Source organism: Leucobacter sp. wl10 (assembly GCF_003569785.1).
In the GTDB taxonomy this organism is placed as follows: Bacteria; Actinomycetota; Actinomycetes; order Actinomycetales; family Microbacteriaceae; genus Leucobacter.
This window is the reverse complement of sequence record NZ_KZ983989.1, coordinates 225,046-248,967: the sequence shown is the minus strand read 5'-3', so window position 1 is coordinate 248,967 and position 23,922 is coordinate 225,046. Positions and strand designations below refer to the sequence as shown.

The following is a 23,922-nucleotide window of genomic DNA, read 5'->3' as shown; positions in this document are numbered from 1 at the left end:
GCTCGATCGCCGAGGGGCGCGTGCTAGGCGTCTACGAGGTAGCGGCTGTACGCAGGCACCGTGAGGAAGGTGGGGAAGTCGTCGCCCAGCGCCACGTCGGCGAAGAGCTCCGCCGCGTCGTCGTAGCGATCCCCGTCGAAGCGCTCGAGGCCGTCGACGGTGTCGCGCACGAGGCCGGACACCCACTCCCGGGTGATCCGCGTACCCTCGGCGGTCGACTGGTCCTGATGGATCCACTGCCAGATCTGCGAGCGGCTGATCTCGGCGGTCGCGGCGTCCTCCATGAGGTTGTCGAGCGCCACCGCGCCGAGCCCGCGCAGCCACGCCTCGATGTAGCGGATCCCGATCGAGACGTTGTCGCGCACGCCGGCCTCGGTGATGTCGCGTCCGATGCGCACGTCGAGCAGCTGCGCCGCGGTCACCTCGACGTCGTCGCGCCGGCGGTCCAGCTGGTTGGGGCGACCGCCGAGCACGGCGTCGAACTCTGCCCGCGCGACCGGGATGAGGTCGGGGTGGGCCACCCAGGTGCCGTCGAAGCCGTCGTTCGCCTCGCGGTGCTTGTCGGCCCGCACCTTCTCCTCCGCGCGCGCCGTGACCTCGGGGTCACGGCGATTCGGGATGAACGCGCTCATGCCGCCGATGGCGTGCGCCCCGCGCCTGTGGCAGGTCTTGACGAGCAGCTCGGTGTAGGCCCGCATGAACGGCACGGTCATCGTGACCTCGCTGCGGTCGGGGAGCACGAAGCGCGCCCCGCGGCCGCGGTAGTTCTTGATGATGGAGAAGATGTAGTCCCAGCGGCCCGCGTTGAGGCCGGCGATGTGATCCCGCATCACGTAGAGGATCTCCTCCATCTCGAACGCGGCGGGCAGGGTCTCGATGAGCACCGTCGCGCGGATCGTGCCGTGCTCGAGGCCCAGCGCCCGCTCGGTGTAGGAGAAGATGTCGTCCCACAGCTTCGCCTCCTCGCTCGACTCGAGCTTGGCGATGTAGAAGTAGGGGCCGCGGCCGCGGGCGACGAGCTCGTGCGCGTTGTGGAACGCGTAGAGCCCGAAGTCGACGAGGCTGCCCGATGCCGCCCCCGCCTGCCCCTGCGCGTCGATGAAGCGGATGTGCTTCTCGACGAGGTGCCAGCCGCGGGGCCGCATCACGATGGTCGGCGTGCGCTCGGCGGTGACTCGGTACTCCCTGCCCTCGGGGCTCGTGTGGATCAGCTGCTCGCGGATCGCGTCGTACAGCGAGAGCTGGCCGCCGATGACATTGCGCCAGGTGGGACTCGTGGCGTCCTCCTGGTCGGCGAGCCACACGCGGGCCCCCGAGTTCATGGCGTTGACGGTCATCTTGGGGTCGGTGGGTCCGGTGATCTCGACGCGGCGGTCCTCGAGACCCGGGCCCGCCCCGGCGACGCGCCAACCGGTGTCCTCGCGGATGTGCCGGGTGTCGTCGCGGAACCTCGGGTCGCGGCCGTTGCCGATCTCGTAGCGTCGGCGCTGGCGGTCCGCGAGCCGCTCGTGACGGGTGCTTGCGAAGCGGTGGTGCAGCTCGGTGAGGAAGTGCAGCGCCTCGGGCGTGAGGATCTCATCGCTACGGTCGAAGGCGCGTCCGAGCACCTCGACGCGGGCGGGCGTCGTGAGCGTTGCGGTATTCATCAGAACTGTCCTTCCTCGGTCGAGCCCACGAGCGCGAGCGTCGAGGCGTCGGGATTGAGCGCGGTGGAGATGGCGTCGAAGTAGCCGGTGCCCACTTCGCGCTGGTGCTTCGTCGCGGTGTATCCGCGGCTCTCGTCGGCGAACTCGCGCTCCTGCAGCTCGACGTAGGCCTTCATGCCGTCGCGGGCGTAGCCGTGCGCCAGGTCGAACATGGACGAGTTGAGGGCGTGGAAGCCCGCGAGGGTGATGAACTGGAAGGTGAAGCCCATCGCACCCAGCTCCCGCTGGAACTTCGCGATCGTGGCGTCGTCGAGGTGCTGCTTCCAGTTGAACGAGGGCGAGCAGTTGTAGGCGAGCATCTGGTCGGGAAACTCCGACTTGACGCCCTCCGCGAAGCTGCGCGCGAGCTCGAGATCGGGGGTGCCCGTCTCCATCCAGATCAGGTCGGAGTAGGGGGCGTAGGCCCTGGCGCGGGCGATGCAGGGCTCGAGCCCGTTGCGCGTCTTGTAGAAGCCCTCGGCCGTGCGCTCGCCGGTGATGAAGGGGCGGTCGCGCTCGTCGACGTCCGAGGTGATGAGCGTGGCCGCCTCGGCGTCGGTGCGCGCGATGATCACGCTCGGCACCCCGGCGACGTCGGCCGCGAGGCGGGCGGCGTTGAGCGTGCGGATGTGCTGCTGGGTGGGGATCAGCACCTTTCCGCCGAGGTGGCCGCACTTCTTCTCGCTGGCCAGCTGATCCTCCCAGTGCACACCGGAGGCTCCGGCGGCGATCATCGACTTCATGAGCTCGTACGCGTTGAGCGGGCCGCCGAAACCGGCTTCCGCGTCGGCGACGATCGGCACGAGCCAGTCCTCGACGGTCTGGATGCCCTCGGCGTGCTCGATCTGGTCGGCGCGCAGGAGGGCGTTGTTGATGCGACGCACCACCTGCGGCACTGAATTGGCGGGGTAGAGCGATTGATCGGGGTAGGTGTGACCCGAGAGATTCGCGTCGGCGGCGACCTGCCAGCCGGAGAGGTAGACGGCGCGCAGCCCGGCCTTCACCTGCTGCACGGCCTGGTTGCCGGTGAGGGCGCCGAGGGCGTTCGTGTAGCCGCCCTCGCGTCCTTCCGACGTGAGCTGCGTCCAAAGCTTCTCGGAGCCGCGGCGGGCGAGGGTGTGCTCCTCCTGCACGCGTCCGCGGAGGCGGACGACGTCTTCCGCGCGGTAGTCCCGGGCGACGCCCTCCCAGCGGGGGTCGTTCTCCCAGTCCCACGCGAGCTGCTCGGCGGCGGTGTTCTGCGTTGCGTCGTTCGTCACGATGACTCCTGTGTCTCGATCCCCGAAGGCCGGTGCCTGCGGGTGTAGTTCCATCTTGCAGGCGCCTCACCCCCCGAAAACGGGTATACGGGTGGTGAAATTCACGGCTTTTTCTGCTTGTCGGAAGAATCCGTCTCTGGCACGATGGGCGCATGACACTTCTCGAGTCCGAAATCGGCGGCAACCGCCCCTCAGATCCCGCCCCGGGGGAGAGCGGCGATGCCCTGACGCTCGGGCGCCGTGTGCGCGAGCGCCGCGCGCGACTGGGGCTGACCCTCGAGCAGCTGGCGGTCGCCGTGGATCGCGCGCCGTCGCAGCTCTCGGCGATCGAGAACGGCAAGCGCGAGCCCCGCCTGCCGCTGCTGCGCTCGCTCGCGGCCGCCCTCGACTCCACCGTCGACGAGCTGCTCATGGACGAGGCGCCGAGCGAGCGAGCGGCGCTCGAGATCGCGGTGGAACGGGCCCAGCGCGGCCCGGTGTTCCGCTCGCTCGGCATTCAGCCGATCCGCGTCTCGAAGGCGACCGGCGATGAGACGCTCCGCGCGATCCTCGGCCTGCACCAGGAGGTGGAGCGGCTGCATCGCGAGCGGGCCGCGACCCCGGAGGAGGCGCGGCGCGCGAACACCGAGCTGCGCCGGGAGATGCGACTCGCGGGAAACTACTTCTCCGAGCTCGAGCTCGCGGCGAAGCAGCTGCTCGACAGCGTCGGCTACAGCGGGGGGCCGGTGTCGCAGCAGACCATCTCGAACGTCGCCGAGAAACTGGGATTCAGCCTGCACTACGTGTCGGATGTGCCGCACTCGACGCGCTCGGTGATCGACCGCCGCAACGGCCGCATCTACCTCAGCAGCAACCTGCCCTCGCGCGACGCACGGGCCCCGATCCTGCGCGCGCTCGCGAGCCTCGTCTGCGGCCATGAGGAGCCTCGCAACTACGGCGATTTCCTGCGGCAGCGCGTGGAGGCGAACTACCTCGCGGGCGCGGTGCTGCTGCCGGAGGAGGCCGCGGTGGAGCTGCTCGCGGAGGCGAGGAAGCAGCGGCAGATCTCGATGGAGGATCTGCGCGACGCGTTCGGCGTCTCGTACGAGATGGCGGCGCACCGCTTCACCAACCTCGCGACGGAGCGCCTCGGTCTGCAGGTGCACTTCATGAAGGCGCACGAGTCGGGAACGCTCATCAAGGCCTACGAGAACGACGGGGTGCGCTTCCCCTCAGATGCGCTGGGCAACCTCGAGGGGGCCACGGTCTGCCGCAACTGGACGGCGCGGACGATCTTCGGGCAGCCGGATCGCTTCAACCCCTGGTATCAGTACACCGATATGGCATCGGGCGGCACCTACTGGTGCACCTCCCGCGTGGAGAAGGCGAAGGAGGGGCTCTACTCGGTGAGCGTGGGGGTGCGTTTCGAGGATGTGAAGTGGTTCCGAGGGCGCGAGACGACGCACCGCTCGCAGTCGTTCTGCCCCGACGACCGCTGCTGCAGGGAGGCCTCGAGCGACCTCACCCGAAAGTGGGAGGCGGCCTCCTGGCCTGAGGCGGCGACGCCGACGAGCCTGCTCGCGGCGCTGCCCACCGGAACGTTTCCGGGTGTCGACTCGAACGAGGTCTACGCGTTTCTCGAGGCGCACGAGTAACGGCGCGAAGATGGTGCTCCGATTTTGCCGCTTCGAGGTGCGCCGCCGCCCGCCGCTGCGATAGCGTAGAAGGACTGGGCCGTACGGCCCGCCGTCGTTCGAGAGTCAAGAATGGGTGATGACGTGAACACCGAGAATCATGCTCGTCGCGCCGACAACCCGGAGGTGCGTTCCACCCAGCAATTCCGGGACGATCTCGGGGCCATGATCCGCACGCGAGCGACCGACCTCACCATCGACGAGCGCGAGGCGGTCGAGGCGCTGCCCTCGGGTGCCGCGCTGCTCGTCGTGCGCCGCGGCCCGGATCTCGGCGCGCGCTTCCTGCTGGATCAGGACGTCACGGTCGCGGGCCGGCATCCGGCGGTGGACATCTTCCTCGACGACGTGACCGTGTCGCGCAGGCACGCGGAGTTCCGCCGTCGCGGCACCCTGTTCTCGGTCGTCGACCTCGGCTCCCTCAACGGAACGTTCTGCGACGGCGCCCGCATCGAGGGCGAGGTCGCGCTCGAGGACGGCGTCGAGGTTCAGGTCGGCAAGTTCCGCTTCACCTTCTTCGCCTCGCGTTTCGATCTGGGCGAGGACGCGTAGCATGGCGGCCGTGCAGGCCCGCCAGCAGACTTCCGGCCTTCTGAGCATCGGCCAGGTGCTCGCGCGGCTGCAGGACGATTTCGCCGACCTGACCCCGTCGAAGCTGCGCTTCCTCGAGGAGCAGGGGCTCGTCACCCCCGAGCGCACCAAATCGGGGTATCGCAAGTTCTCGCAGGAGCACATCGAGCGTTTGCGACTGGTCCTCACGCTGCAGCGGGATCACTATCTCCCGCTCAAGGTGATCGCCGAGGTGCTCGAGGAGATGGACGCGGGGCGCGATCCGATGATCCCCGGCGCCGCACCCCGCAGCGCGTCGAGCATTCTCGCCCCGAAGCGCGTCCTGAGCAGCGAGGAGCTGCGGCGCTCCACGGGCGCGAGCGCGCGCTTCCTGGGGGAGGCCATCGCGGCGGGCCTGCTGCCCGCCGCCGAGGTGTTCCCGCACGATGCGGTCGCGCAGTTGACCGCTCTCCTCAAACTCGCGGAGCAGGGGATCACGCCGCGGCATCTGCGCTCTCTGAGGGTAGCGGCCGAGCGCGAGGCCGAGCTGATCTCGCACGCCGTGTCGACGCGCGGCGTGAAGAACGGAACCCCGGCCAGCACGGAGGAGTCGCTCGAGCTCGCGGGCTACCTCGACACGGTGCGGTCCGGCGTGTTGCGCAGGCGGTTCGGCGGGCTCTGATCCGGACGACATCGGCGTGATCTCAACCTTCAAGTTCAACTAGAGATCGACACGCCGAAATTGATATCGACCGGTCGTTGCACGGGGCTGATCATCTGGGTAGCGTTGATGGAGTTCGGCGTTCAGCATGCGCTGCGCCGCGGAGAAAGGAACACGATGGAGCACACCCAGCAGCCGTCCGGCGATGCGGGTTCTCCGTCGCAGCCGCCGACTGCTCAGCCGATCTCGATCGATGCTGAGCTGCTCTTCGACGACGGACTCCCGAGGCCCAACCAGGACGGCGGCTTCAAGGGCGCCACCGCCGCCCGGGCAGCCGGGATCAGCTACCGGCAGCTCGACTACTGGGCGCGCACGGGGCTCGTCGAGCCGACCGTTCGAGAGGCGAAGGGATCCGGATCGCAGCGCCTCTACGGGTTCCGCGACATCCTCGTGCTCAAGCTCGTCAAGCGTCTGCTCGACACCGGCATCTCCCTCCAGCAGATCCGCACCGCCGTCGCCCAGCTGCACGAGGCCGGGGTGCACGACCTGTCCCGGACCACCCTCATGAGCGACGGCGCCAGCGTCTACCTCTGCACCTCGAACGACGAGGTGATCGACCTCGTCAGCCGCGGCCAGGGCGTCTTCGGCATCGCGGTTGGCAAGGTGCTGCGCGAGGTCGAGACCTCGCTCGTCGACATGGACGAGCACCGCGAGCAGCCGGACGCCGTCGACGAGCTCGCGGTGCGGCGACGGGGTCGCAAGATCTCCTGACGCGGTCGCGCCGCGAGAAGGATGAAGGCGGTGCCGCCGCGCTGCTACTTGGCTGCGCGCGCCGCGTCCATGCCCGCCGAGCGGAGAACGCGATCCAGCACGAGGTCGAAGTTCGCGGCCATCTCCTGCGAGGCCTCGCCCGGCCACATGTGCACCGGCTTGGCCGCGCCCTGCGCCTGCTGCAGCGAGGGGCGCTCGGGCAGCTGCGGGTTCAGCACCAGCGGGCCGAACATCTCGCGCAGCTCGCGGATGCGGAACTGGTGCTCCATGGACTGCGGCTGGGTGCGATTGATCAGGATGCCGAGCGGCTGCAGCCGGGGGCTCACGCCGCGGCGGATCTCCTCGATCGCGCGGAGCGCCCGGTCGGTCGCCGCGACGGCGAAGAGGCTCGGCTCTGCGACCACGAGCACACGGTCGCTCGCCGCCCAGGCCGTGCGCGTGAGCGCGTTGAGCGACGGGGCGCAGTCGATGAGTACGAGGTCGTACTCGGTCTCGACCACAGCGAGGGCCTCCTCGAGCTTCCAGATGTCCCGGGTGGAGGGGTGCGGGCCGTCGAAGTTGATGGCGGAGGGGCTGCCCACGAGCAGGTCGATGGTGCCGCCCTCGTGGTAATCGTTCCAGCCGCTGCGCGCGATCGCCGAGCGCACCGTCTTCTCCTTCGGGCTGTCGAGCACATCGGCCACGTTCGCGAATCCCTCGGGGTCGACCGCGAGGCCGGTCGACACATCCGACTGGGGATCGAAATCGACCACAAGCGTCCGAAGACCGCGGGAGAAGGCGGCCGAGGCGAGGCCGAGCGTCACGGTGGTCTTGCCGACACCGCCCTTGAGGGAACTCACACTCAATACATGCACGCGACAAGTTTAGTCGATGCAAGCCGGGAAACCTCCAGTCCCGTGCGAGCTGCTCTCCGCCGCAGCTGCTCGCCGCGCTCGAACCGGCGCCCCGCGGGCCGGGTTTTCCGCCGGCCCACGGACGCGGAGCACGGTTTGCATGTATCTTGATACCGAACGATTTCCGGCCTGGGCAGCCGCTGACGATTGACTGCAGAGGAGTGTTCCGCGTGTTCAAGAAGGTTCTGGTTGCCAATCGTGGTGAGATCGCGATTCGGGCGTTTCGTGCGGCGCACGAGTTGGGGGCGTCGACGGTGGCGGTGTTCCCGTACGAGGATCGCAATTCGCTGCACCGGTTGAAGGCGGATGAGGCGTATCTGATCGGCGAGGTCGGGCATCCGGTGCGCGCGTACCTGGATGTGTCGGAGATCGTGCGGGTGGCGGTGGAGTCGGGTGCCGATGCGATCTACCCGGGGTATGGGTTTTTGTCGGAGAATCCGGAGCTGGCGGCGGCGGCGGAGGCGGCGGGGATCCGGTTCGTCGGGCCGGGTCGTGCGGCGCTGGAGATGGCGGGCAACAAGGTCGCGGCGAAGGAGCACGCGATCGCGGCCGGGGTGCCGGTGCTGCGGTCGACGCCGCCGTCCGAGGACGTCGGCGCGCTGATCGCGGGGGCGCGGGAGATCGGGTTCCCGGTGTTCGCGAAGGCGGTCGCGGGCGGCGGCGGGCGCGGCATGCGGCGCGTGGAGCGCGAGGAGGATCTGCGCGAGGCGCTGGAGTCGGCGATGCGGGAGGCGGAGTCGGCGTTCGGCGATCCGACGATGTTCATCGAGCAGGCGGTGCTGCGCCCGCGGCACATCGAGGTGCAGGTGCTCGCGGATCGCGCGGGCGCGACGGTGCACCTGTTCGAGCGGGACTGCTCGGTGCAGCGCCGCCACCAGAAGGTGGTCGAGATCGCGCCGGCCCCGAACCTGACGCAGGAGCAGCGGGACGCACTCACCCGCGACGCGATCGCGTTCGCGAGGTCGATCGGGTACGAGAACGCGGGCACGGTCGAGTTTCTGCTCGACACCGAGGGGGAGCGCGCCGGCCAGCACGTGTTCATCGAGATGAACCCCCGCATCCAGGTGGAGCACACGGTGACCGAGGAGGTCACCGACGTGGATCTGGTGCGGGCGCAGATGCGGATCGCGGCGGGCGAGACGCTGGCGGAGCTGGAGCTGGAGCAGGACGACATTAGGCTGCGCGGGGCTGCGCTGCAGTGCCGCATCACGACCGAGGACCCGGCGAACGGGTTTCGCCCCGACCTGGGCCGGATCACGGCGTACCGCTCCCCGGGCGGCGGCGGGGTGCGCATCGACGGCGGCACGATCAACGTCGGCGCGCAGATCAGCCCGCACTTCGACTCGATGCTGGCGAAGCTGACCTGCCGCGGCCGCAGCTTCGAGGACGCGGTGGTGCGCGCGCGGCGCGCGCTGGGCGAGTTCCGGATCCGCGGCGTCGCGACGAACATCCCGTTCCTGCAGGCCGTGCTCGCCGACGCCGCGTTCCAGGTGGGGGATGTCGCGACCTCGTTCATCGAGGAGCGGCCCGAGCTGCTCGAGATGAACAAGCCCAAGGATCGCGCGACGCGCCTGCTGCAGCACGTCGCGAACGTGACCGTGAACCAGCCCAACGGGGCGCGCCCCGGGCACATCGACCCGGCGGTGAAGCTGCCCGAGGCCGATCTCGCCGAGCCCGCGCCCGACGGGTACCGGCAGAGGCTGCTCGAACTGGGGCCGGAGGGCTACGCCCGGAGCCTGCGCGAGCAGACCGCGCTCGCGGTCACCGAGACCACGTTCCGCGACGCGCACCAGTCGCTGCTGGCGACCCGCGTGCGCACGAGGGACCTCGTGCGGGTGGCGCCGTACGTGGCGCGGTTGACGCCGCAGCTGTGGTCGGTCGAGGCGTGGGGCGGCGCGACCTACGACGTCGCGCTGCGCTTCCTGGGCGAGGACCCCTGGGAGCGGCTCGCCGCCCTGCGCGAGGCGCTGCCCAACGTGCCGATCCAGATGCTGCTCCGCGGTCAGAACACGGTCGGCTACACCCCCTACCCGGCGCAGGTCGCGCAGACGTTCGTGCGGGAGGCGGCCGAGACCGGCGTGGACGTGTTCCGCATCTTCGACGCCCTCAACGACGTGCACCAGATGCGCGTCGCGATCGACGCCGTGCGGGAGACGGGAACGGCGGTCGCGGAGGTCGCGATGGCCTACACCGGCAACCTGCTGAGCCCGGCCGAGGACAAGTACACCCTCGACTACTACCTGCGTCTCGCCGACCAGATCGTGGGGGCGGGCGCGCACGTGCTCGCGATCAAGGACATGGCGGGCCTGCTGCGCCCGGCCGCGGCCGCGAAGCTCGTCACCGCGCTGCGCGAGCGCTTCGAGCTGCCCGTGCACCTGCACACCCACGACACGCCGGGCGGCCAGCTCGCGACCCTGCTCGCGGCCAGTGCCGCGGGGGTCGACGCGGTGGACGCGGCGTCGGCGCCGATGTCGGGCACCACGAGCCAGCCCTCGCTCTCGGCGCTGGTGGCGGGGCTCGCGAACACCGACCGCGACACCGGCCTCGACGCGGATGCGGTGTTCGCGCTCGAGCCGTACTGGGACGCGGTGCGCACCCTGTACCGGCCGTTCGAGTCGGGGCTGCCCTCGCCCACGGGGCGCGTCTACACGCACGAGATCCCGGGCGGGCAGCTCTCCAACCTGCGCCAGCAGGCGATCGCGCTGGGCCTCGCCGAGAACTTCGAGAAGATCGAGGACATGTACGCCGCGGCCGACCGCATCCTCGGCCGCATCCCGAAGGTGACACCCTCCTCGAAGGTCGTCGGAGATCTCGCGCTGCACCTGGCCGCGGTCGACGCCGACCCCGCCGACTTCGAGGCGCACCCGCAGAACTACGACATCCCCGACTCCGTGGTCGGGTTCCTCGCGGGCGAGCTCGGCGAGATCCCCGGCGGCTGGCCCGAGCCGTTCCGCACGAGAGTGCTCCAGGGCCGCACCCCGAGCATCGAGGTCGCACCGATCAGCGATGAGGATTCCCAGCTGCTCGGCGGCACGAGCGAGGAGCGCCGCCGGACGCTGAACCGCCTGCTCTTCCCGCAGCCGACGCGCCAGTTCGAGGCGGCGCGCGAGCAGTTCGGCGACCTCTCCGTGCTCGACACCCCCGACTACCTCTACGGCCTCGAAGCCGGCGCCGAGCACGCCATCGACCTCGCCCGCGGCGTGCGCCTCTACATCGGCCTCGAAGCCATCGGCGAGGCCGATGACAAGGGCGTGCGCACCGTCATGGTGCGCGTCAACGGCCAGCTGCGGCAGGTCTTCGTGAAGGACGACTCCGTGGAGGTCGCCGCCCCGGTCGCCGAGAAGGCCGATCGAACCCTGCCCGGCCACATCGCCGCGCCCTTCTCGGGCACCGTCACCGTCAAGACCGCGGCCGGCGAGACCGTCGAGGCCGGCCAGCCGATCGCCACGATCGAGGCCATGAAGATGGAAGCCGCCATCACCGCCCCCGTGTCGGGCACGGTGGAGCGCATCGTATTCACCGGCACCCGCGCCCTCGAAGCCGGCGACCTGATCATCGTCATCGCGTAAGCTGGGTCGCCGTGGCGATTCGAGAGATCAGGCTGTTCGGCGACCCGGTGCTGCGCACCGTGTGCGACCCCATCGAGAACATCGACGACGGGGTACGCGCACTCGTCGCCGACCTCTGCGAGACGGTCGACATGGAGGGCCGCGCGGGCCTCGCAGCGACCCAGATCGGCCACACGCAGCGGGCCTTCAGCCTCAACATCGACGGCGCGGTCAGCTACGTGCTCAACCCCGAGATCGTGGCGCTCGAGGGGGAGCCCGTGCCGACCGGCGAGGGCTGCCTGTCGGTGCCGGATCTCTGGTTCGAGGTGATGCGCCATCCGCGCGCGACGGTGCGCGGCCTCGACCTCGACGGCGATGAGATCGTGATCGCGGGAGAGGGCCTGCTCGCGCAGGCGCTGCAGCACGAGTGCGATCACCTCGACGGCAAGCTGTACGTCTCGCGCCTCGACCGCCAGACGCGCGGGGAGGCCATGCGGCGCATCCGCCAGTCGAACTGGTTCTGAGCGGCGCGCTACTTGCCGACGTCGACCATCTCGGTCTGCGGATTGTCTCCGTAGAGCCCCGCGATCTCGCCCGCGAAGTCGCGCAGGATGTTGTCGCGCTTGATGCTCATCTTCGGAGTGAGGTGACCGTTGGCCTCGATGAATTCGGTCGGCAGGATCACGAACTTGCGGATCGACTCGGCCCGCGAGACGTACCTGTTGCCGTCATCGACCGCGCTCTGCACCTCGGCGAGCACCTTCGGGTGCGCGGCCGCCTCCTCGAGCGTCATGCTCGGATCCTCGCCGTTGTTGTTCAGCCACACGGGCAGCATCTCCGGATCGAGCGTGATGAGCGCCGAGATGAACGGCTTCTGATCGCCGACCACCACGACCTGGCCGATGATGGTGTTGGCGCGGATGGGGTCCTCGAGCGCGGCCGGGGCGACGTTCTTGCCTCCCGCGGTGACGATGATCTCCTTCTTGCGTCCGGTGATCGAGAGGTACCCGTCGTCGTCGAGCGCGCCGATGTCACCGGTCCTGAAGAAGCCGTCGTCGGTGAAGACGGCTCGCGTCGCCTCGGGGTTGTTCCAGTACTCCTTGAACACGTCGATGCCCTTGACCTCGATCTCCCCGTCCTCCGCGATGCGCACGGTGTGTCCGGGCAGCGCGGGGCCGACCGTGCCGATCTTGAACTTGTCGGGGAGGTTCACCGTGACCGGCGCGGTGGTCTCGGTGAGGCCGTAGCCCTCGAGTATCTTGACGCCGAGGCTGCGGTAGAAGTGGCCGAGATAGTGGCTGAGGGGGGCGGATCCCGAGACCGCGAAGCGCACGTTGCCGCCCAACCGCTCGCGCAGCTTCGCGTAGACGAGCCTGTCGAAGATCTTGAACTTGATTCCCAGCACGAAGGGAACCCTGCCGGCGTCGAGCGCCTCGGAGTGCGCGACGGCCACCTTGGCGGCTGCGCGGAAGATCTTGCCTTTGCCCTCGGCCTCGGTCTTCTGCTCCGCCGAGTTGTAGACCTTCTCGAAGACGCGCGGCACGGCCAGCAGGAAGGTCGGCTTGAACGTGCCGAGCGCCGGCAGCAGCTGCGTGGTGTCGGCCTGATGGCCGACGCGCACGCCGGCGTGCACCGCGAGCACCGAGATGAACCGTGCGAAGACATGGGCGAGCGTGACGAACAGCAGTGTGGACGATCCGGGCTGCTGCACGACCGCCGAGAGCGCCGCCGCCGAGTTGCGGGACAGGTCGACGAAGTTGGCGTGCGTGAGCACGCAGCCCTTGGGGCGTCCCGTCGACCCCGAGGTGTAGATGAGCGTCGCGATGTCGCTGCCGACCGCGAGGCCGCGGCGGCGGTCGATCTCGCCGTCCGCGACGTCCCGGCCGCTGTCGCGCAGCGCATCGAGTGCGTTCTCGTCGAGGCGCCAGGCGAGCGTCACGTTCGTGACCTCGTCGCGGATCTCGGCGAAGCGCTCGGCGTGCTCCGCGGTCTCGGTGATGATCGCGCGAGCCCCCGAGTCCTCGATCATCCAGTGGAGCTGGAGCGGGGACGAGGTCTCGTACACCGGCACCATGACGGCTCCGGCGTAGTGGATCGCGAAGTCGACGAGGGTCCACTCGTAGCTGGTCTTGCACATGAAGGCGATCCGGTCGCCCGGCTCGATGCCCGCCGCCACGAGCCCCTTCGCGAGCTCGATCACCTGCGTGCGGAACTCCGCGGCGCTGAGATCGTGCCAGCCTTCGCCCTGCGGCACCGAGAAGAGGGCGCGATCCGGCGTCGCGGCGACGCGCTGCTCGAGCAGATCGGTGATGTTGTCCTCGGGGACGGAGGGGACCAGGATAGGGGTCTGAGACTGTTTCACGGCAGCTCCTTTGATACCTCGGCGTCGCGGCGTTCGGCGGCGCGCCGTGCGCCGCGGGATGATGCCATCAGCCTATACGCATACCGGAGGGCCGCCCCGGCTCGGCTATTGTGGTCTGGGACGAGAGGAAACCGCCGGCCGTGTTCTACTGGATTTTTAAACACCTGATCATCGGGCCTTTCTTGAAAACGATCTATCGCCCGTGGGTGGAGGGTGCCGAGAATATTCCCGCGTCGGGGCCGGTAATTATTGTGGGAAACCACCTGTCGGTGATCGACTCGTTCTTCATGCCGCTGATGATCGACCGGCGCGTGTACTTCCTCGCGAAGAGCGACTACTTCACGGGTCGGGGTCTCAAAGGGTGGTTCGTGAAGAACTTCATGCTCGCCGTCGGGCAGCTGCCGATCGACCGCTCGGGGGGCAAGGCCTCGGAGGCCTCCTTGAACACCGGGCTGAGCGTGCTCGATCGCGGCGACGTGCTCGGCATCTACCCGGAGGGCACCCGCAGCCCCGACGCCCGCCTGTACCGTGGGCGCACGGGCGTGGCACGGCTCGTGCTCGAGTCGGGGGCGATCGTCGTGCCCGCGGTGATGATCGACACCGAGAAGGCCATGCCGATCGGCGCGAAGATCCCGAAGATCCGGCGCATCGGCACGGTCGTCGGCAAGCCGCTCGACTTCAGCCGCTTCCGGGGGATGAGCGCCGACCGCTTCGTGCTCCGCAGCGTGACCGACGAGATCATGCTCGAGATCCAGAGGCTGAGCGGCCAGCAGTACGTCGACGTGTACGCCTCGAGCGTACGGGGCCGCTGAGCGCGGGCCGGCGCGCCGATAGCCGGTACCATGGGAGGGTTGCGGCCTCTGCCCGCGACGTTCGCGTACCCGCATTTCACACGAATGATACGGAAGAGCCGATGACGATCCAGACCACCGACACCGCTGCATCGCTTGCGTTCGCGGAGCTCGACGCGTATCGCGAGCTCGAGGCGAAGCAGCAGCCGAGCTGGCCGGATCCCGCCGCCGTGGACGCCGCATCTGCGGAGCTCGCAGCGCAGCCGCCCCTCGTGTTCGCGGGCGAGGCGGACCTGCTGCGGGAGCGGCTCGCGGCGGCGGCTCGCGGAGAGGCCTTCCTGCTGCAGGGCGGCGACTGCGCCGAGACCTTCGCGGCGGCGACCGCCGATAAGATCCGGGACCGGGTGAAGACCCTCCTGCAGATGGCGGTCGTGCTCACCTACGGCGCCTCCATGCCGGTCATCAAGGTCGGGCGCATGGCGGGCCAGTTCGCGAAGCCCCGCTCGAGCGATACCGAGACCCGCGAGGGCGTCGCGCTGCCGGCCTACCGCGGCGATCTCGTCAACGGCTACGACTTCACCGCCGAGTCGCGCACCGCCGACCCGCACCGCCTCGTGCAGGGGTATCACGTCTCGGCTTCGACGCTCAACCTCATCCGCGCCTTCACGCGCGGCGGCTTCGCCGACCTGCGGCAGGTGCACGAGTGGAACAAGGGCTTCGTCTCGAACCCGGCGAATCAGCGCTACGAGTCGCTCGCCGCCGAGATCGACCGCGCGCTCAGGTTCATGGAGGCGTGCGGGGTTGAGAGCGCGGCGCTCACGCAGACCGAGTTCTACGTGAGCCACGAGGCGCTGCTGCTCGACTACGAGCGCCCGCTCACGCGCGTCGACTCGCGCACGGGGCAGCTCTACAACACCTCAGGGCACATGCTCTGGATCGGGGAGCGCACCCGCGACCTCGACGGTGCGCACGTGGAGTTCCTGTCGCACGTGCGCAACCCCATCGGGGTCAAGCTGGGGCCGACCGCCTCGGTCGACGACGCGCTGCGGCTCATCGACAAGCTCGACCCGGAGCGCGAGCCCGGGCGCCTCACCTTCATCACGCGCATGGGCGCGGGCAGGATCCGCGACGTGCTGCCCGGTCTGCTGGCGGGGGTACGCGACGCCGGAGCGACGCCGCTGTGGGTCACCGACCCCATGCACGGCAACGGCATCACGACGGCGACCGGCTACAAGACCCGCCGCTTCGACGACGTGATGGACGAGCTGCGAGGGTTCTTCGAGTCGCACCGGGAGGCAGGAACGTTCCCCGGCGGCATCCACGTGGAGCTCACGGGCGACGACGTCACGGAGTGCCTCGGCGGATCCGAGAACATCGACGAGGCGGCGCTCGAGACCCGCTACGAGTCGCTGTGCGACCCGCGCCTCAACCACCGCCAGTCGCTCGAGCTCGCCTTCCAGGTGGCTGAGGAGCTCAAGCGGATCGCTCGCTGAGACCGGCCGCCGGGGCGCGACCGGCTCAGAGCGATATGGTGCTCCTGACCCGGATCTCGGTGCCCGCGGGCACCCGTTCTCCGGCGCCGGGCTCCGTGCCCGTCGCCTTCGCGAAGTCCCGGAGCGCGTCGGGCACGAGCGTGCTCGGCTGGAACCCGGCCGCCGTGAGCGCGTCCATCGCTTCCTGCAATCCCATGCCCGAGACGTCTGGGATCTCGAAGAGCTCCGGCCCGAGCGACACCTGCAGGCCGACGGCGTCTCCCGGCCGCACGGGATCTGGGACGCCCGCGAGCGATATGACGGATCCCTGGGGCACCTCGGCGCTGTAGCTCTCCGATCCGAGGGCGGCGTCGACAGTCAGCTCGACCTCGGCGAGCTTGGCGGTCGCCTCGTCCGCGGGCAGCCCGGCGACGTCGGGTACGGCCCCCGCCGAGACGACGAGGTCGACCCTGCCCTGCTCCGGGTAGGTCTCGCCCAGCGGCTGGCCGTCGGAGCCGAGCGCGGCGAGCACCGTCTCGGCGGGATCCCCGGAGGAGAAGCGCCGCTCGACGACCTCTCCCACGGTGAAGCCCGCATCACCGATCGCCGTCTGAGCCTGGTTCAGGGGCAGCCCGACGATCGTCGGCACCGGCTTGAGCTCGGGGCCCGTGGAGCGGCACAGCCGCACGCTGCTGCCCCGATCCACTCGCTCGCCGGCCGCGGGCTCGGTGCGCACCGCCTGCCCCGCGGGCACCTCGAGGCTCGAGCACTCGAAGACCTCGGCGAGCAGGGACCGCTCTGAGAGCAGAGCCTGAGCGGCCTCCATCCCGGCCCCGGCGACCTCGGGCACCGCCACGCGAGAGCCCGGCCCCTGGCCGAACCACCAGCCGGTCCCGCCCGCCAGCAGCACGAGCAGCACGAGCAGCACGGCGACGGTCCTGCCGCGCCGGCCCCGCCTCCGCTCGGCGACGGCCGCGTGCTCGAGCGGAGAGACCGGGGCGTCGGGCTGCGACGCGGTTTCCCCCGGCGGCTCGTCGAGGGCGGCCCCCGCCGCGAGCACCCGCTGCTGCGCCCCATCGAGCACGGTCGTCGAGGGGGTCGGGGCCCCGCCGAGCTCCGGCAGCACGCGGGTCGAAGCGCCCGTCGCGAGCCCGTGGCGCAGTGAGCGCACGAACTCCAGCGCCTCGCCCGCGTCGCGCGGCCGGAGCTCTGGATCCCGCTGCGTGGTCCACCTCACCAGCTCGTCGATCTCGGGCGTCGCCTCGGCGCTCTCGAGGGAGGGCGCCGGCACCTCGGAGTGGGCGTGCTGGTAGGCGATCTGCATGGGCTGCTCGCCGGTGAACGGCTGCGAGCCTGTGAGCATCTCGTAGAGCATGATGCCGAAGGCGTACAGGTCGCTTCGGGCGTCGGCGATCCCGCGCGTCACGAGCTCCGGCGAGAGATAGGCGATCGTGCCGAGCAGCGCCTGGCCCGTCGTGGTGTTCGCGCTGACGGCGCGGGCCAGGCCGAAGTCGCCGAGCTTGATGCGCCCGTCGTCAGCCAGCAGCACGTTCTCGGGCTTGAGATCGCGGTGCACGATGCCCGCGTGGTGCGCCGCGGTCAGGCCGGCCAGCACCGCCTCGCCGATCTCGAGCGCCTGGTCGGACGTGAGGCGCTTCTGCTGCTTCAGCAGGTCTCGCAGCGTGATGCTGGGCAGGTACTCCATGACCAGATAGGTGCGCCCGGCGTCGTGACCCTGGTCGAAGACGTTCACGAGGTTGGGGTGCGAGAGCCGGGCCGCGCTGCGGGCCTCCTGCTCGAAGCGCCGGGTGAAGTTCTCGTCCTCGGCGAGGTGCTCGTGCATCACCTTCACGGCGACGCGGCGCTCCAGGCGCAGGTCGTTGGCCAGATACACCATCGCCATGCCCCCGCGGGCGATGCGCGAGCGGATCGCGTATCGCCCGTCGAGCGTCTGCCCGATCATCGGGTCGGTGGGCACGGAGGTCACGACGAGAGTCTACGGAAGTCGGGCGTCGATTCACCCGACCCGCGCCGTGCTGTCGCGGATTGCGATCCCCGCACGACGCTGGCAGAGTTGAAGCGTGCCAGAGAACATCGCGCCCGATACGCCCTTTCTCACGGTCCCCGAGGTCGTGGAGCTTCTCGGCGCCACCCCGGGCAGGATCCACCGCCTCATCGAGGACCACCAGCTGGCCGCGGTGCGCATCGACGGCGTGGTCAAGGTGCCCGCCGAGTTCGTGCAGCACGATCACCCCCTGCCGCCGCTGCGGGGCACGCTGCTGGTGCTGCTCGATGCCGGTTTCGCGAACGACGAGGCCGTGTCCTGGCTGCTCGCGCACAACGAGGAACTGGGGGAGCGGCCGGTCGACGCCCTGCGGTCGGGCCGGAAGAGCGCGGTGCGCCGAGCGACCCAGGGACTCGCCTTCTAGAAGGTGCGGCGCGCGGCCCGCTCGGCGAGCCGCGCTAGCGACTCGGCCGCCTCGGGGCGGATCGGTGCTCTGCGCAGTGCTTCGGTCGCGCGGTCGACGTTGCGGGTGATCATCTCCTCGACGCGATCCACCGCGCCGCTCTCGCGGATCGTCCGCTGCAGGATCGCCACCTGCTCGCGGTCGAGCTCGCTGCCGAGGAGGTCGTCGAAGATGCGCCGCTGCGTGGGCGGCAGGTTCGCCCTGGCGAGGGTGACGAGCACGGTGCGCTTGCCCTCGGCGAGGTCGTCGCCGATCGGCTTTCCGGTCAGCTCCTCGTCGCCGAAGACCCCGAGCAGGTCGTCGCGCAGCTGGAACGCGACGCCGATGGGCAGACCGAAATCGGCGAGCCCGTCCTCCTGCTCCTCGCGGGCTCCGGCGAGCGAGGCGCCGATGAGCAGCGGCGCCTCGACGCTGTACTTCGCCGACTTGTAGACGAGCACCCGAGTCGAGCGTTCGAGCTGCTCGGCGTGCTCGGCGAAGGTCGGCCGCTGCTCCTCGAGCACGTCGAGGTACTGGCCGATCGCCACCTCGCTGCGCATCCGGTTGAAGTGATCGCGCGCACGTCGAGCCGCCCCCCGGTCGGGGACGGCGTCGCACGCGGCCTGCAGCAGTTCGTCGGCCCACGACTGCAGCAGGTCGCCGAGCAGGATCGCCCCGGCGAGGCCGAAGTGATCGCTCTCGCCGCGCCAGCCGCGCTGCTGGTGCACGGCGGAGAAGAGCCGGTGCACGGCGGGTCGGCCGCGCCTCGTGTCGGAGCGGTCGATGACGTCGTCGTGGATGAGGGCCGCGGCGTGGAAGAGCTCGAGCGCGCAGGCCGCGTCGAGCACGGCTCCGAACTCGAGGCCGACCGGCGACGCGAGGTCGAGGGGTCGCGTGGCGCGGTATCCGAGCGCCGCGAACTGGGCGCGGAAGCGCTTGCCGCCCGAGAGGAAGCCGATCGCCTCGTCGAGCAGGGGTTTCGCGTCCGGTCCGAGCGGTTCCAGAGCCTGCCGATGACGGGCCAGCGTATCGCCTATCCGCTCCTGAATAAGCCCTGCGAGTCGCGTGGTTTCTTGCACGCAACTAGCCTAGTCGCGGGCTGGAGACGTAGACTGTTGGGAAAAGAAAACTCCTACTCGGGTTTTCGAGAACGAGAGCAACTGCGGGAGGTTCGTCATGGCGCTGTCAGAACGCGAGCAGCGGCTGCTTGACGAGATGGAGCGGGGCTTCTATCAGAGCGAAGCCGACGTGATGCAGACGGTCTCGGCCAGCCGTCGTCGGGTGAACTACCGCTCGCTGGTGCTCGGCATCCTCGTGGTGATCGTAGGCGTCGGAGTGCTCATCGGCGGCGTCGCGGCGCAGCAGCTCTGGCTGGGGCTCATCGGGTTCGCCGTGATGCTCGGCGGCGTGATGCTGATGTTCTCGCGCGGTTCGGCGCCGAGCGTCGAGGCCGAGCTCTCCGGCGAGCCGGATCGCGAGGGCGGCTCTCAGGCCGGCGGCAGCGCGCGCGAGTCACTCAGCGAGCGCATGGAGCGGCGTTGGGACGAGCGAATGGGCGGCGACCGCTAGCGGCGGACGACGGCTTCGGGGAGGGATCGCGGTTGACCGCGATCCCTTTTTTCATGCCCGCGCTCGCGGGGCCGTGATCTGCGCGCAGCTCGTTGTCGACCGCTCCGATCGGGATCATGCGCCGGAGGAGGCGCGGATCCCTCCACTTTGCTCCCCGGAGCCCGCGCAGGGGCCCGGATCCGCGGGAGAACGGGGATCCGGGCGTGCCCTGCTGCCCGACTCAGCGGGTCGTGGCCCGCGATTTCTCGCCGCACCCGCGTCCGTGAGCGCGAAATGGAGCGAAAAACACCTGAAGTGGAGGAAAGTGGAGTAGTGTGGGGTTCCACGGTCGAGTCGAGGAAGGGAGGTACCCGTGTTCCTCGGTACCTTCACGCCCAGGCTCGACGAGAAGGGGCGACTGATCCTCCCGGCCAAGTTCCGCGACGAGCTCGCGGACGGCCTCGTCATCACCCGCGGCCAGGAGCGCTGCCTCTACGTGTTCAGCGAGCAGGAGTTCGCCGCGATGCACGACCGCATCAGACGGGCGCCGGTGACCTCGAAGCAGGCCCGCGACTACCTGCGGGTGTTCCTCTCCGGCGCGCACCCGGAGACCCCCGATAAGCAGAGCCGCGTCACCATCCCGCAGAGCCTGCGCGAGTACGCGGGCCTCGACCGCGAGCTCGCCGTCATCGGCGCCGGATCGCGCGCCGAGATCTGGGACGCCGAGTCCTGGCAGCGCTACCTGACCGAGCAGGAGTCCGCCTTCTCCGATATCGAGGAGGAGGTGATCCCGGGCATGTTCTAGCCCGGAACCATCATGAGCCAGAACACGCCACGGGATCCGGGCGCGCTGCACACGCCCGTGCTGCTCGAGCGCTGCCTCGAGCTGCTCGCCCCGGTGATCCGTCTCGCCGCCGCCGACGGCCGCAGCCCGGTGGTGGTCGACGCCACGCTGGGCATGGGCGGCCACAGCGAGGCGCTGCTCGATGCGCACCCCGAGCTGATCCTCATCGGCCTCGACCGCGACCCGGAGGCGCTCGCGCTCGCCGGGCATCGGCTCGAGCGCTTCGGCGGCCGCGCGATCCGGGTCCACGCCGTCTACGACGAGATCGAGCGGGCGGTGCGCGAGTCGGGCTTCGACGCACTCGACGGCGCGCTCTTCGACCTCGGCGTCTCCTCGCTGCAGCTCGACGAGGCCGAGCGCGGCTTCGCCTACGCCCAGGACGCGCCGCTCGACATGCGCATGGACCAGAGCCGGGGCGAGACTGCGGCGGAGGTGCTCGCCGGTGCTCCCGAGGGGCGGCTGCGCGCCATCCTCGAGCGCTACGGCGAGGAGCCGCTGGCCGCGCGCTACGCCCGGGCGATCGTCGCGGCGCGCGCCGAGGAGCCGATCGTGCGCAGCGGCCGGCTCGTCGAGGTGCTGCAGCGGGCCACGCCGGCCGCGGTGCGGGGTCAGCGGCACCCCGCCAAGCGGGTGTTCCAGGCGCTGCGCATCGAGGTGAACGGCGAACTCGCGGCGCTCGAGCGCGCGATCCCCGCCGCGCTCGACCTGCTGCGCGCGGGCGGCCGAGCCGTGGTCATGTCTTACCAGTCGCTCGAGGACCGGCTGGTCAAGCGCGAGCTGATGAGGCGCAGCAGATCGACGGCCCCCGCCGGGCTGCCGGTCGAACTGCCCGAGCACCGGCCCGAGTTCCGTCTGCTCACCCGCGGCGCGGAGTTCGCCGCCGACGACGAGAGGGCCCGCAACCCGCGGGCGATCCCGGTGCGCCTGCGCGCCGCCGAGCGAGTGAGGGACGCGCGATGAACAACACGGTTCCGATCGAGACCGACCGCGCCGCGCTCGTCGGCGCGCGCGCCGCGGTCCCGACGCCCTCCGGCGCGCCCCCGGCGGAACGCCACCTGCGCATCGCGCCGCCCGCACCGAGCTCTGCCCGCAGGCCCGGTCGCAGCCCCCTGGCCGGCGCCCTCGTCGCGGTGGGCGTCGTGCTGGCGATCCTCGCGACCCAGCTCGGTCTGAGCATCGCGGTGTCGCAGGGCGCCTACGAGGCGCGGGCGCTCGAGAGCGAGCAGCGGGATCTCACCCGCGTGGAGCGGGTGCTCTCGCAGAACGTGGATCGGCTCGCATCGCCGCAGAACCTCGCCGAGAACGCCGTGGCGCTCGGCATGGTGCAGAACGCGCAGCCCGCCGCCCTCCGGCTGAGCGACGGCGCGATCCTCGGCTCGCTCGATTCGCCCACCTCCGAGGCGCGGGGCAACCTGATCCCCAACTCCACCCTCGAATCGATGCCCGTCGTCGACGCCGCGGGACTGCTCGTGTCTCGGAATCAGCTGAAAGCCTCGAGCACCGCTCCGGCGGCGGCCCCGGTACGGTGGAAGGGCAAGCTGCCCGGCCCCGAGACCCGCTGACGGTCGCTCCGGGCGGCACGCGAGAAGGGAGACGGGATGCCGAGACTGCGCGGCTCCTCACTGCGTCGAGCGGCGGCGCTCGCCATCGTGATCGTCGGCGCGGTCGTGTTCCTCGTGCGGCTGGTCGACGTGCAGGTCGTGTCGGCCGCCGCGCTGAACGAGGACGCGAAGGGCAAGCGGGCGGTGCCCGTGACCATTTCGAGCGTGCGCGGCGACATCGTCGACCGCAACGGCAATGTGCTCGCGACGACCGACGAGCGCTATGACGTGCAGCTGTCGCCGAAGAACACCAAGCTCAACGACGGCAAGTTCTGGCGCCCCGACCCTGAGCGCGGGGGCGCGGCGACGGTGGAGGTGACGGCGCAACAGGCGTTCGCCGAGATCGGCGCCATCACGGGCCAGAGCGCCGAGGAGATCCAGAAGATCGTCGACGACGCGCTGGCCAAGAACCCCAAGTCGGATTTCGCCTACGTCAAGCGGGGCGTCGACCTCACGCAGCTGAGTGCGCTCAAGGAACTCGGCATCGGCTGGCTCACCTTCGAGACGCAGTACCGGCGCACCTATCCGAACGGGGCCGTCGGCGGCAACCTCGTCGGCTTCGCGGGGCAGGACGAGAAGCCGCAGTCGGGTGTCGAGCTGTCGCAGAACGAGTGCCTCACGGGCACCGACGGCTTCGAGACCTACGAGCGCGGGGCCGACGGGGTGACGCTGCCCGGCAGCGTGGTGGTGCAGAAGAAGGCGGTCGACGGGGGCGACGTGCAGCTGACCATCGACCGGGACCTGCAGTGGGAGGCGCAGCAGACCATCAACCAGCAGGTGCAGCAGACCTCGGCCGAGTGGGGATACCTCGTGATCATGAACGTGCGCACGGGGGAGCTCGTCGCGGTGGCCGAAGACGGATCGGTCGACCCGAACGACGTCGACGCCTCCGATCCGAGCAAGCGGGAGGCGCGATCCTTCACCTCGCCCTACGAGCCCGGCTCGACGTTCAAGGCGATCACGGCGGCCGCGCTCATCGACCAGGGCGCGGCGACGCCCCTCACCCAGAACCTCACGCCGGACTACCTCGAGCCGGAGCCGGGCGTGCGCTTCGGCGACGCGTTCCCGCACCCGCCCATACAGTGGACGCTGACGGGCATCCTCACGCAGTCGTCGAACGTGGGCACCGCGATGCTCGGAAGCTCGCTCTCGCCCGAGGTGCGCTACGACTACCTGCAGCGCTTCGGCATCGGCGCCTCGACGCAGGCGGGCCTGCCGCTCGAGGACTCGGGCTACCTGATCCCGGTGGCGAACTGGGACCGCCAGACCGCCTACAACACCATGTTCGGGCAGGGCGTCTCCTCGACCATCGTGCAGACGGCGGGCGTCTACCAGGCTCTCGCGAACGGCGGGGAGCGCGTGCCGCCCTCGGTCGTGCGCTCGTGCGTGGCCGCTGACGGGTCCGAGCGCCGGCTCGACCCCGGCGACAGCGTTCGCGCGGTGAGCGGGGACACGGCGAAGCAGATGATGCAGATGCTCGAGACCGTGGCGAACGAGGCGTGGTTCAAAGACATCATCGCGATCCCGGGCTACCGCATCGCGGGCAAGACGGGAACCGCCGAGCAGGTTGACCCCGCCACCGGCGCGTACCGCACGGACTACGTCAACTCCTTCGCGGGCATCTTCCCCGCCGACGACCCCCAGTACGTCGCGGTAGCATCGATCGCGTTCGCCAAATCCGGGGACGGGGCGGAGGCCGCGCTGGCCGCCTTCCGCGAAGCCGCTCAGGCGACCATCCGCACCTTCCAGATCCCGCCGTCCTCGGGCCAGTACGAGCCCCTGCCGACGGAGTACTGATTCCGAGGCCCAGGAGGCACACGC

20 protein-coding genes are annotated in these 23,922 nt (G+C 70.2%); 14 read left to right on the top strand and 6 right to left on the bottom strand.

Features of this window, described 5'->3' with window-relative positions; genetic code table 11:
- Nucleotides 1-23: 23 nt before the first annotated feature.
- Both aceB and aceA read right to left on the bottom strand, forming a co-directional pair.
- Nucleotides 24-1,646, bottom strand: coding sequence for a malate synthase A (gene aceB / locus D1J51_RS04950; protein WP_119074061.1), 1,623 nt, complete (start codon nucleotides 1,644-1,646; stop codon nucleotides 24-26).
- On the bottom strand, nucleotides 1,646-2,944 hold the full coding sequence (aceA, locus tag D1J51_RS04945) for an isocitrate lyase (protein ID WP_119074060.1): 1,299 nt from the start codon (nucleotides 2,942-2,944) through the stop codon (nucleotides 1,646-1,648). The genes aceB and aceA overlap by 1 nt, the downstream gene beginning before the upstream one ends.
- A gap of 152 nt (nucleotides 2,945-3,096) precedes the next feature.
- Between aceA and D1J51_RS04940 the strand changes: the two genes are divergently transcribed.
- From D1J51_RS04940 to D1J51_RS04925, 4 genes are all read left to right on the top strand, one after another.
- A complete protein-coding gene (locus D1J51_RS04940) occupies nucleotides 3,097-4,578 on the top strand; it encodes a helix-turn-helix domain-containing protein (protein ID WP_205547714.1) in 1,482 nt (493 codons plus the stop codon).
- Between the two features lie 123 nt (nucleotides 4,579-4,701).
- A complete protein-coding gene (locus D1J51_RS04935) occupies nucleotides 4,702-5,166 on the top strand; it encodes an FHA domain-containing protein (RefSeq protein WP_119074093.1) in 465 nt (154 codons plus the stop codon).
- Nucleotide 5,167: 1 nt separating this feature from the next.
- Nucleotides 5,168-5,845 (top strand): transcriptional regulator FtsR, encoded by a 678-nt coding sequence (locus tag D1J51_RS04930; RefSeq protein WP_119074059.1) that lies wholly within the window; start codon nucleotides 5,168-5,170, stop codon nucleotides 5,843-5,845.
- 156 nt (nucleotides 5,846-6,001) lie between these two features.
- Nucleotides 6,002-6,595: a MerR family transcriptional regulator gene (locus tag D1J51_RS04925; RefSeq protein ID WP_119074058.1), complete on the top strand. Its 594-nt coding sequence runs from the start codon at nucleotides 6,002-6,004 to the stop codon at nucleotides 6,593-6,595.
- Nucleotides 6,596-6,639: 44 nt separating this feature from the next.
- Here D1J51_RS04925 and D1J51_RS04920 read toward each other — a convergent pair whose 3' ends face one another.
- Nucleotides 6,640-7,449, bottom strand: a complete 810-nt coding sequence (locus tag D1J51_RS04920; protein WP_119074057.1) for a ParA family protein — start codon at nucleotides 7,447-7,449, stop codon at nucleotides 6,640-6,642.
- A gap of 209 nt (nucleotides 7,450-7,658) precedes the next feature.
- Between D1J51_RS04920 and D1J51_RS04915 the strand changes: the two genes are divergently transcribed.
- Together D1J51_RS04915 and def are read left to right on the top strand one after the other, a co-directional pair.
- A complete protein-coding gene (locus D1J51_RS04915) occupies nucleotides 7,659-11,057 on the top strand; it encodes a pyruvate carboxylase (RefSeq protein WP_119074092.1) in 3,399 nt (1,132 codons plus the stop codon).
- An 11-nt stretch (nucleotides 11,058-11,068) separates the two neighbouring features.
- Complete coding sequence (def, locus tag D1J51_RS04910; protein WP_119074056.1) at nucleotides 11,069-11,560, top strand: peptide deformylase; 492 nt, start codon at nucleotides 11,069-11,071, stop codon at nucleotides 11,558-11,560.
- 8 nt (nucleotides 11,561-11,568) lie between these two features.
- Here the strand turns inward: def and D1J51_RS04905 are convergent, their stop codons facing one another.
- A complete protein-coding gene (locus D1J51_RS04905; RefSeq protein WP_119074055.1) occupies nucleotides 11,569-13,398 on the bottom strand; it encodes an AMP-dependent synthetase/ligase in 1,830 nt (609 codons plus the stop codon).
- 140 nt (nucleotides 13,399-13,538) lie between these two features.
- Between D1J51_RS04905 and D1J51_RS04900 the strand changes: the two genes are divergently transcribed.
- Both D1J51_RS04900 and D1J51_RS04895 read left to right on the top strand, forming a co-directional pair.
- A complete protein-coding gene (locus tag D1J51_RS04900) occupies nucleotides 13,539-14,210 on the top strand; it encodes a lysophospholipid acyltransferase family protein (protein ID WP_119074054.1) in 672 nt (223 codons plus the stop codon).
- Nucleotides 14,211-14,311: 101 nt separating this feature from the next.
- Nucleotides 14,312-15,682, top strand: a complete 1,371-nt coding sequence (locus D1J51_RS04895) for a class II 3-deoxy-7-phosphoheptulonate synthase (protein WP_119074053.1) — start codon at nucleotides 14,312-14,314, stop codon at nucleotides 15,680-15,682.
- A 25-nt stretch (nucleotides 15,683-15,707) separates the two neighbouring features.
- Here D1J51_RS04895 and pknB read toward each other — a convergent pair whose 3' ends face one another.
- Nucleotides 15,708-17,648, bottom strand: coding sequence for a Stk1 family PASTA domain-containing Ser/Thr kinase (pknB, locus tag D1J51_RS04890; RefSeq protein ID WP_240422913.1), 1,941 nt, complete (start codon nucleotides 17,646-17,648; stop codon nucleotides 15,708-15,710).
- Between the two features lie 94 nt (nucleotides 17,649-17,742).
- Between pknB and D1J51_RS04885 the strand changes: the two genes are divergently transcribed.
- On the top strand, nucleotides 17,743-18,090 hold the full coding sequence (locus D1J51_RS04885; protein WP_119074052.1) for an Rv2175c family DNA-binding protein: 348 nt from the start codon (nucleotides 17,743-17,745) through the stop codon (nucleotides 18,088-18,090).
- Here D1J51_RS04885 and D1J51_RS04880 read toward each other — a convergent pair.
- Entirely contained in the window at nucleotides 18,087-19,187 is a 1,101-nt protein-coding gene (locus tag D1J51_RS04880; RefSeq protein WP_119074051.1) for a polyprenyl synthetase family protein, read from the bottom strand. The two genes, D1J51_RS04885 and D1J51_RS04880, sit on opposite strands and share 4 nt — an antisense overlap.
- Before the next feature lie 97 nt (nucleotides 19,188-19,284).
- Between D1J51_RS04880 and D1J51_RS04875 the strand changes: the two genes are divergently transcribed.
- The 5 genes from D1J51_RS04875 to D1J51_RS04855 all read left to right on the top strand — a co-directional run bounded on the left by D1J51_RS04875 (nucleotide 19,285) and on the right by D1J51_RS04855 (nucleotide 23,898).
- Nucleotides 19,285-19,677 (top strand): DUF3040 domain-containing protein, encoded by a 393-nt coding sequence (locus tag D1J51_RS04875; protein WP_119074050.1) that lies wholly within the window; start codon nucleotides 19,285-19,287, stop codon nucleotides 19,675-19,677.
- Between the two features lie 352 nt (nucleotides 19,678-20,029).
- Nucleotides 20,030-20,461: a division/cell wall cluster transcriptional repressor MraZ gene (gene mraZ, locus D1J51_RS04870; RefSeq protein WP_119074049.1), complete on the top strand. Its 432-nt coding sequence runs from the start codon at nucleotides 20,030-20,032 to the stop codon at nucleotides 20,459-20,461.
- Nucleotides 20,462-20,473: 12 nt separating this feature from the next.
- Nucleotides 20,474-21,460 (top strand): 16S rRNA (cytosine(1402)-N(4))-methyltransferase RsmH, encoded by a 987-nt coding sequence (gene rsmH, locus D1J51_RS04865; protein WP_119074048.1) that lies wholly within the window; start codon nucleotides 20,474-20,476, stop codon nucleotides 21,458-21,460.
- Entirely contained in the window at nucleotides 21,457-22,062 is a 606-nt protein-coding gene (locus D1J51_RS04860) for a cell division protein FtsL (RefSeq protein ID WP_119074047.1), read from the top strand. The genes rsmH and D1J51_RS04860 overlap by 4 nt, the downstream gene beginning before the upstream one ends.
- Nucleotides 22,063-22,098: 36 nt before the next feature.
- Complete coding sequence (locus D1J51_RS04855) at nucleotides 22,099-23,898, top strand: peptidoglycan D,D-transpeptidase FtsI family protein (protein ID WP_119074046.1); 1,800 nt, start codon at nucleotides 22,099-22,101, stop codon at nucleotides 23,896-23,898.
- Nucleotides 23,899-23,922: the final 24 nt, after the last annotated feature.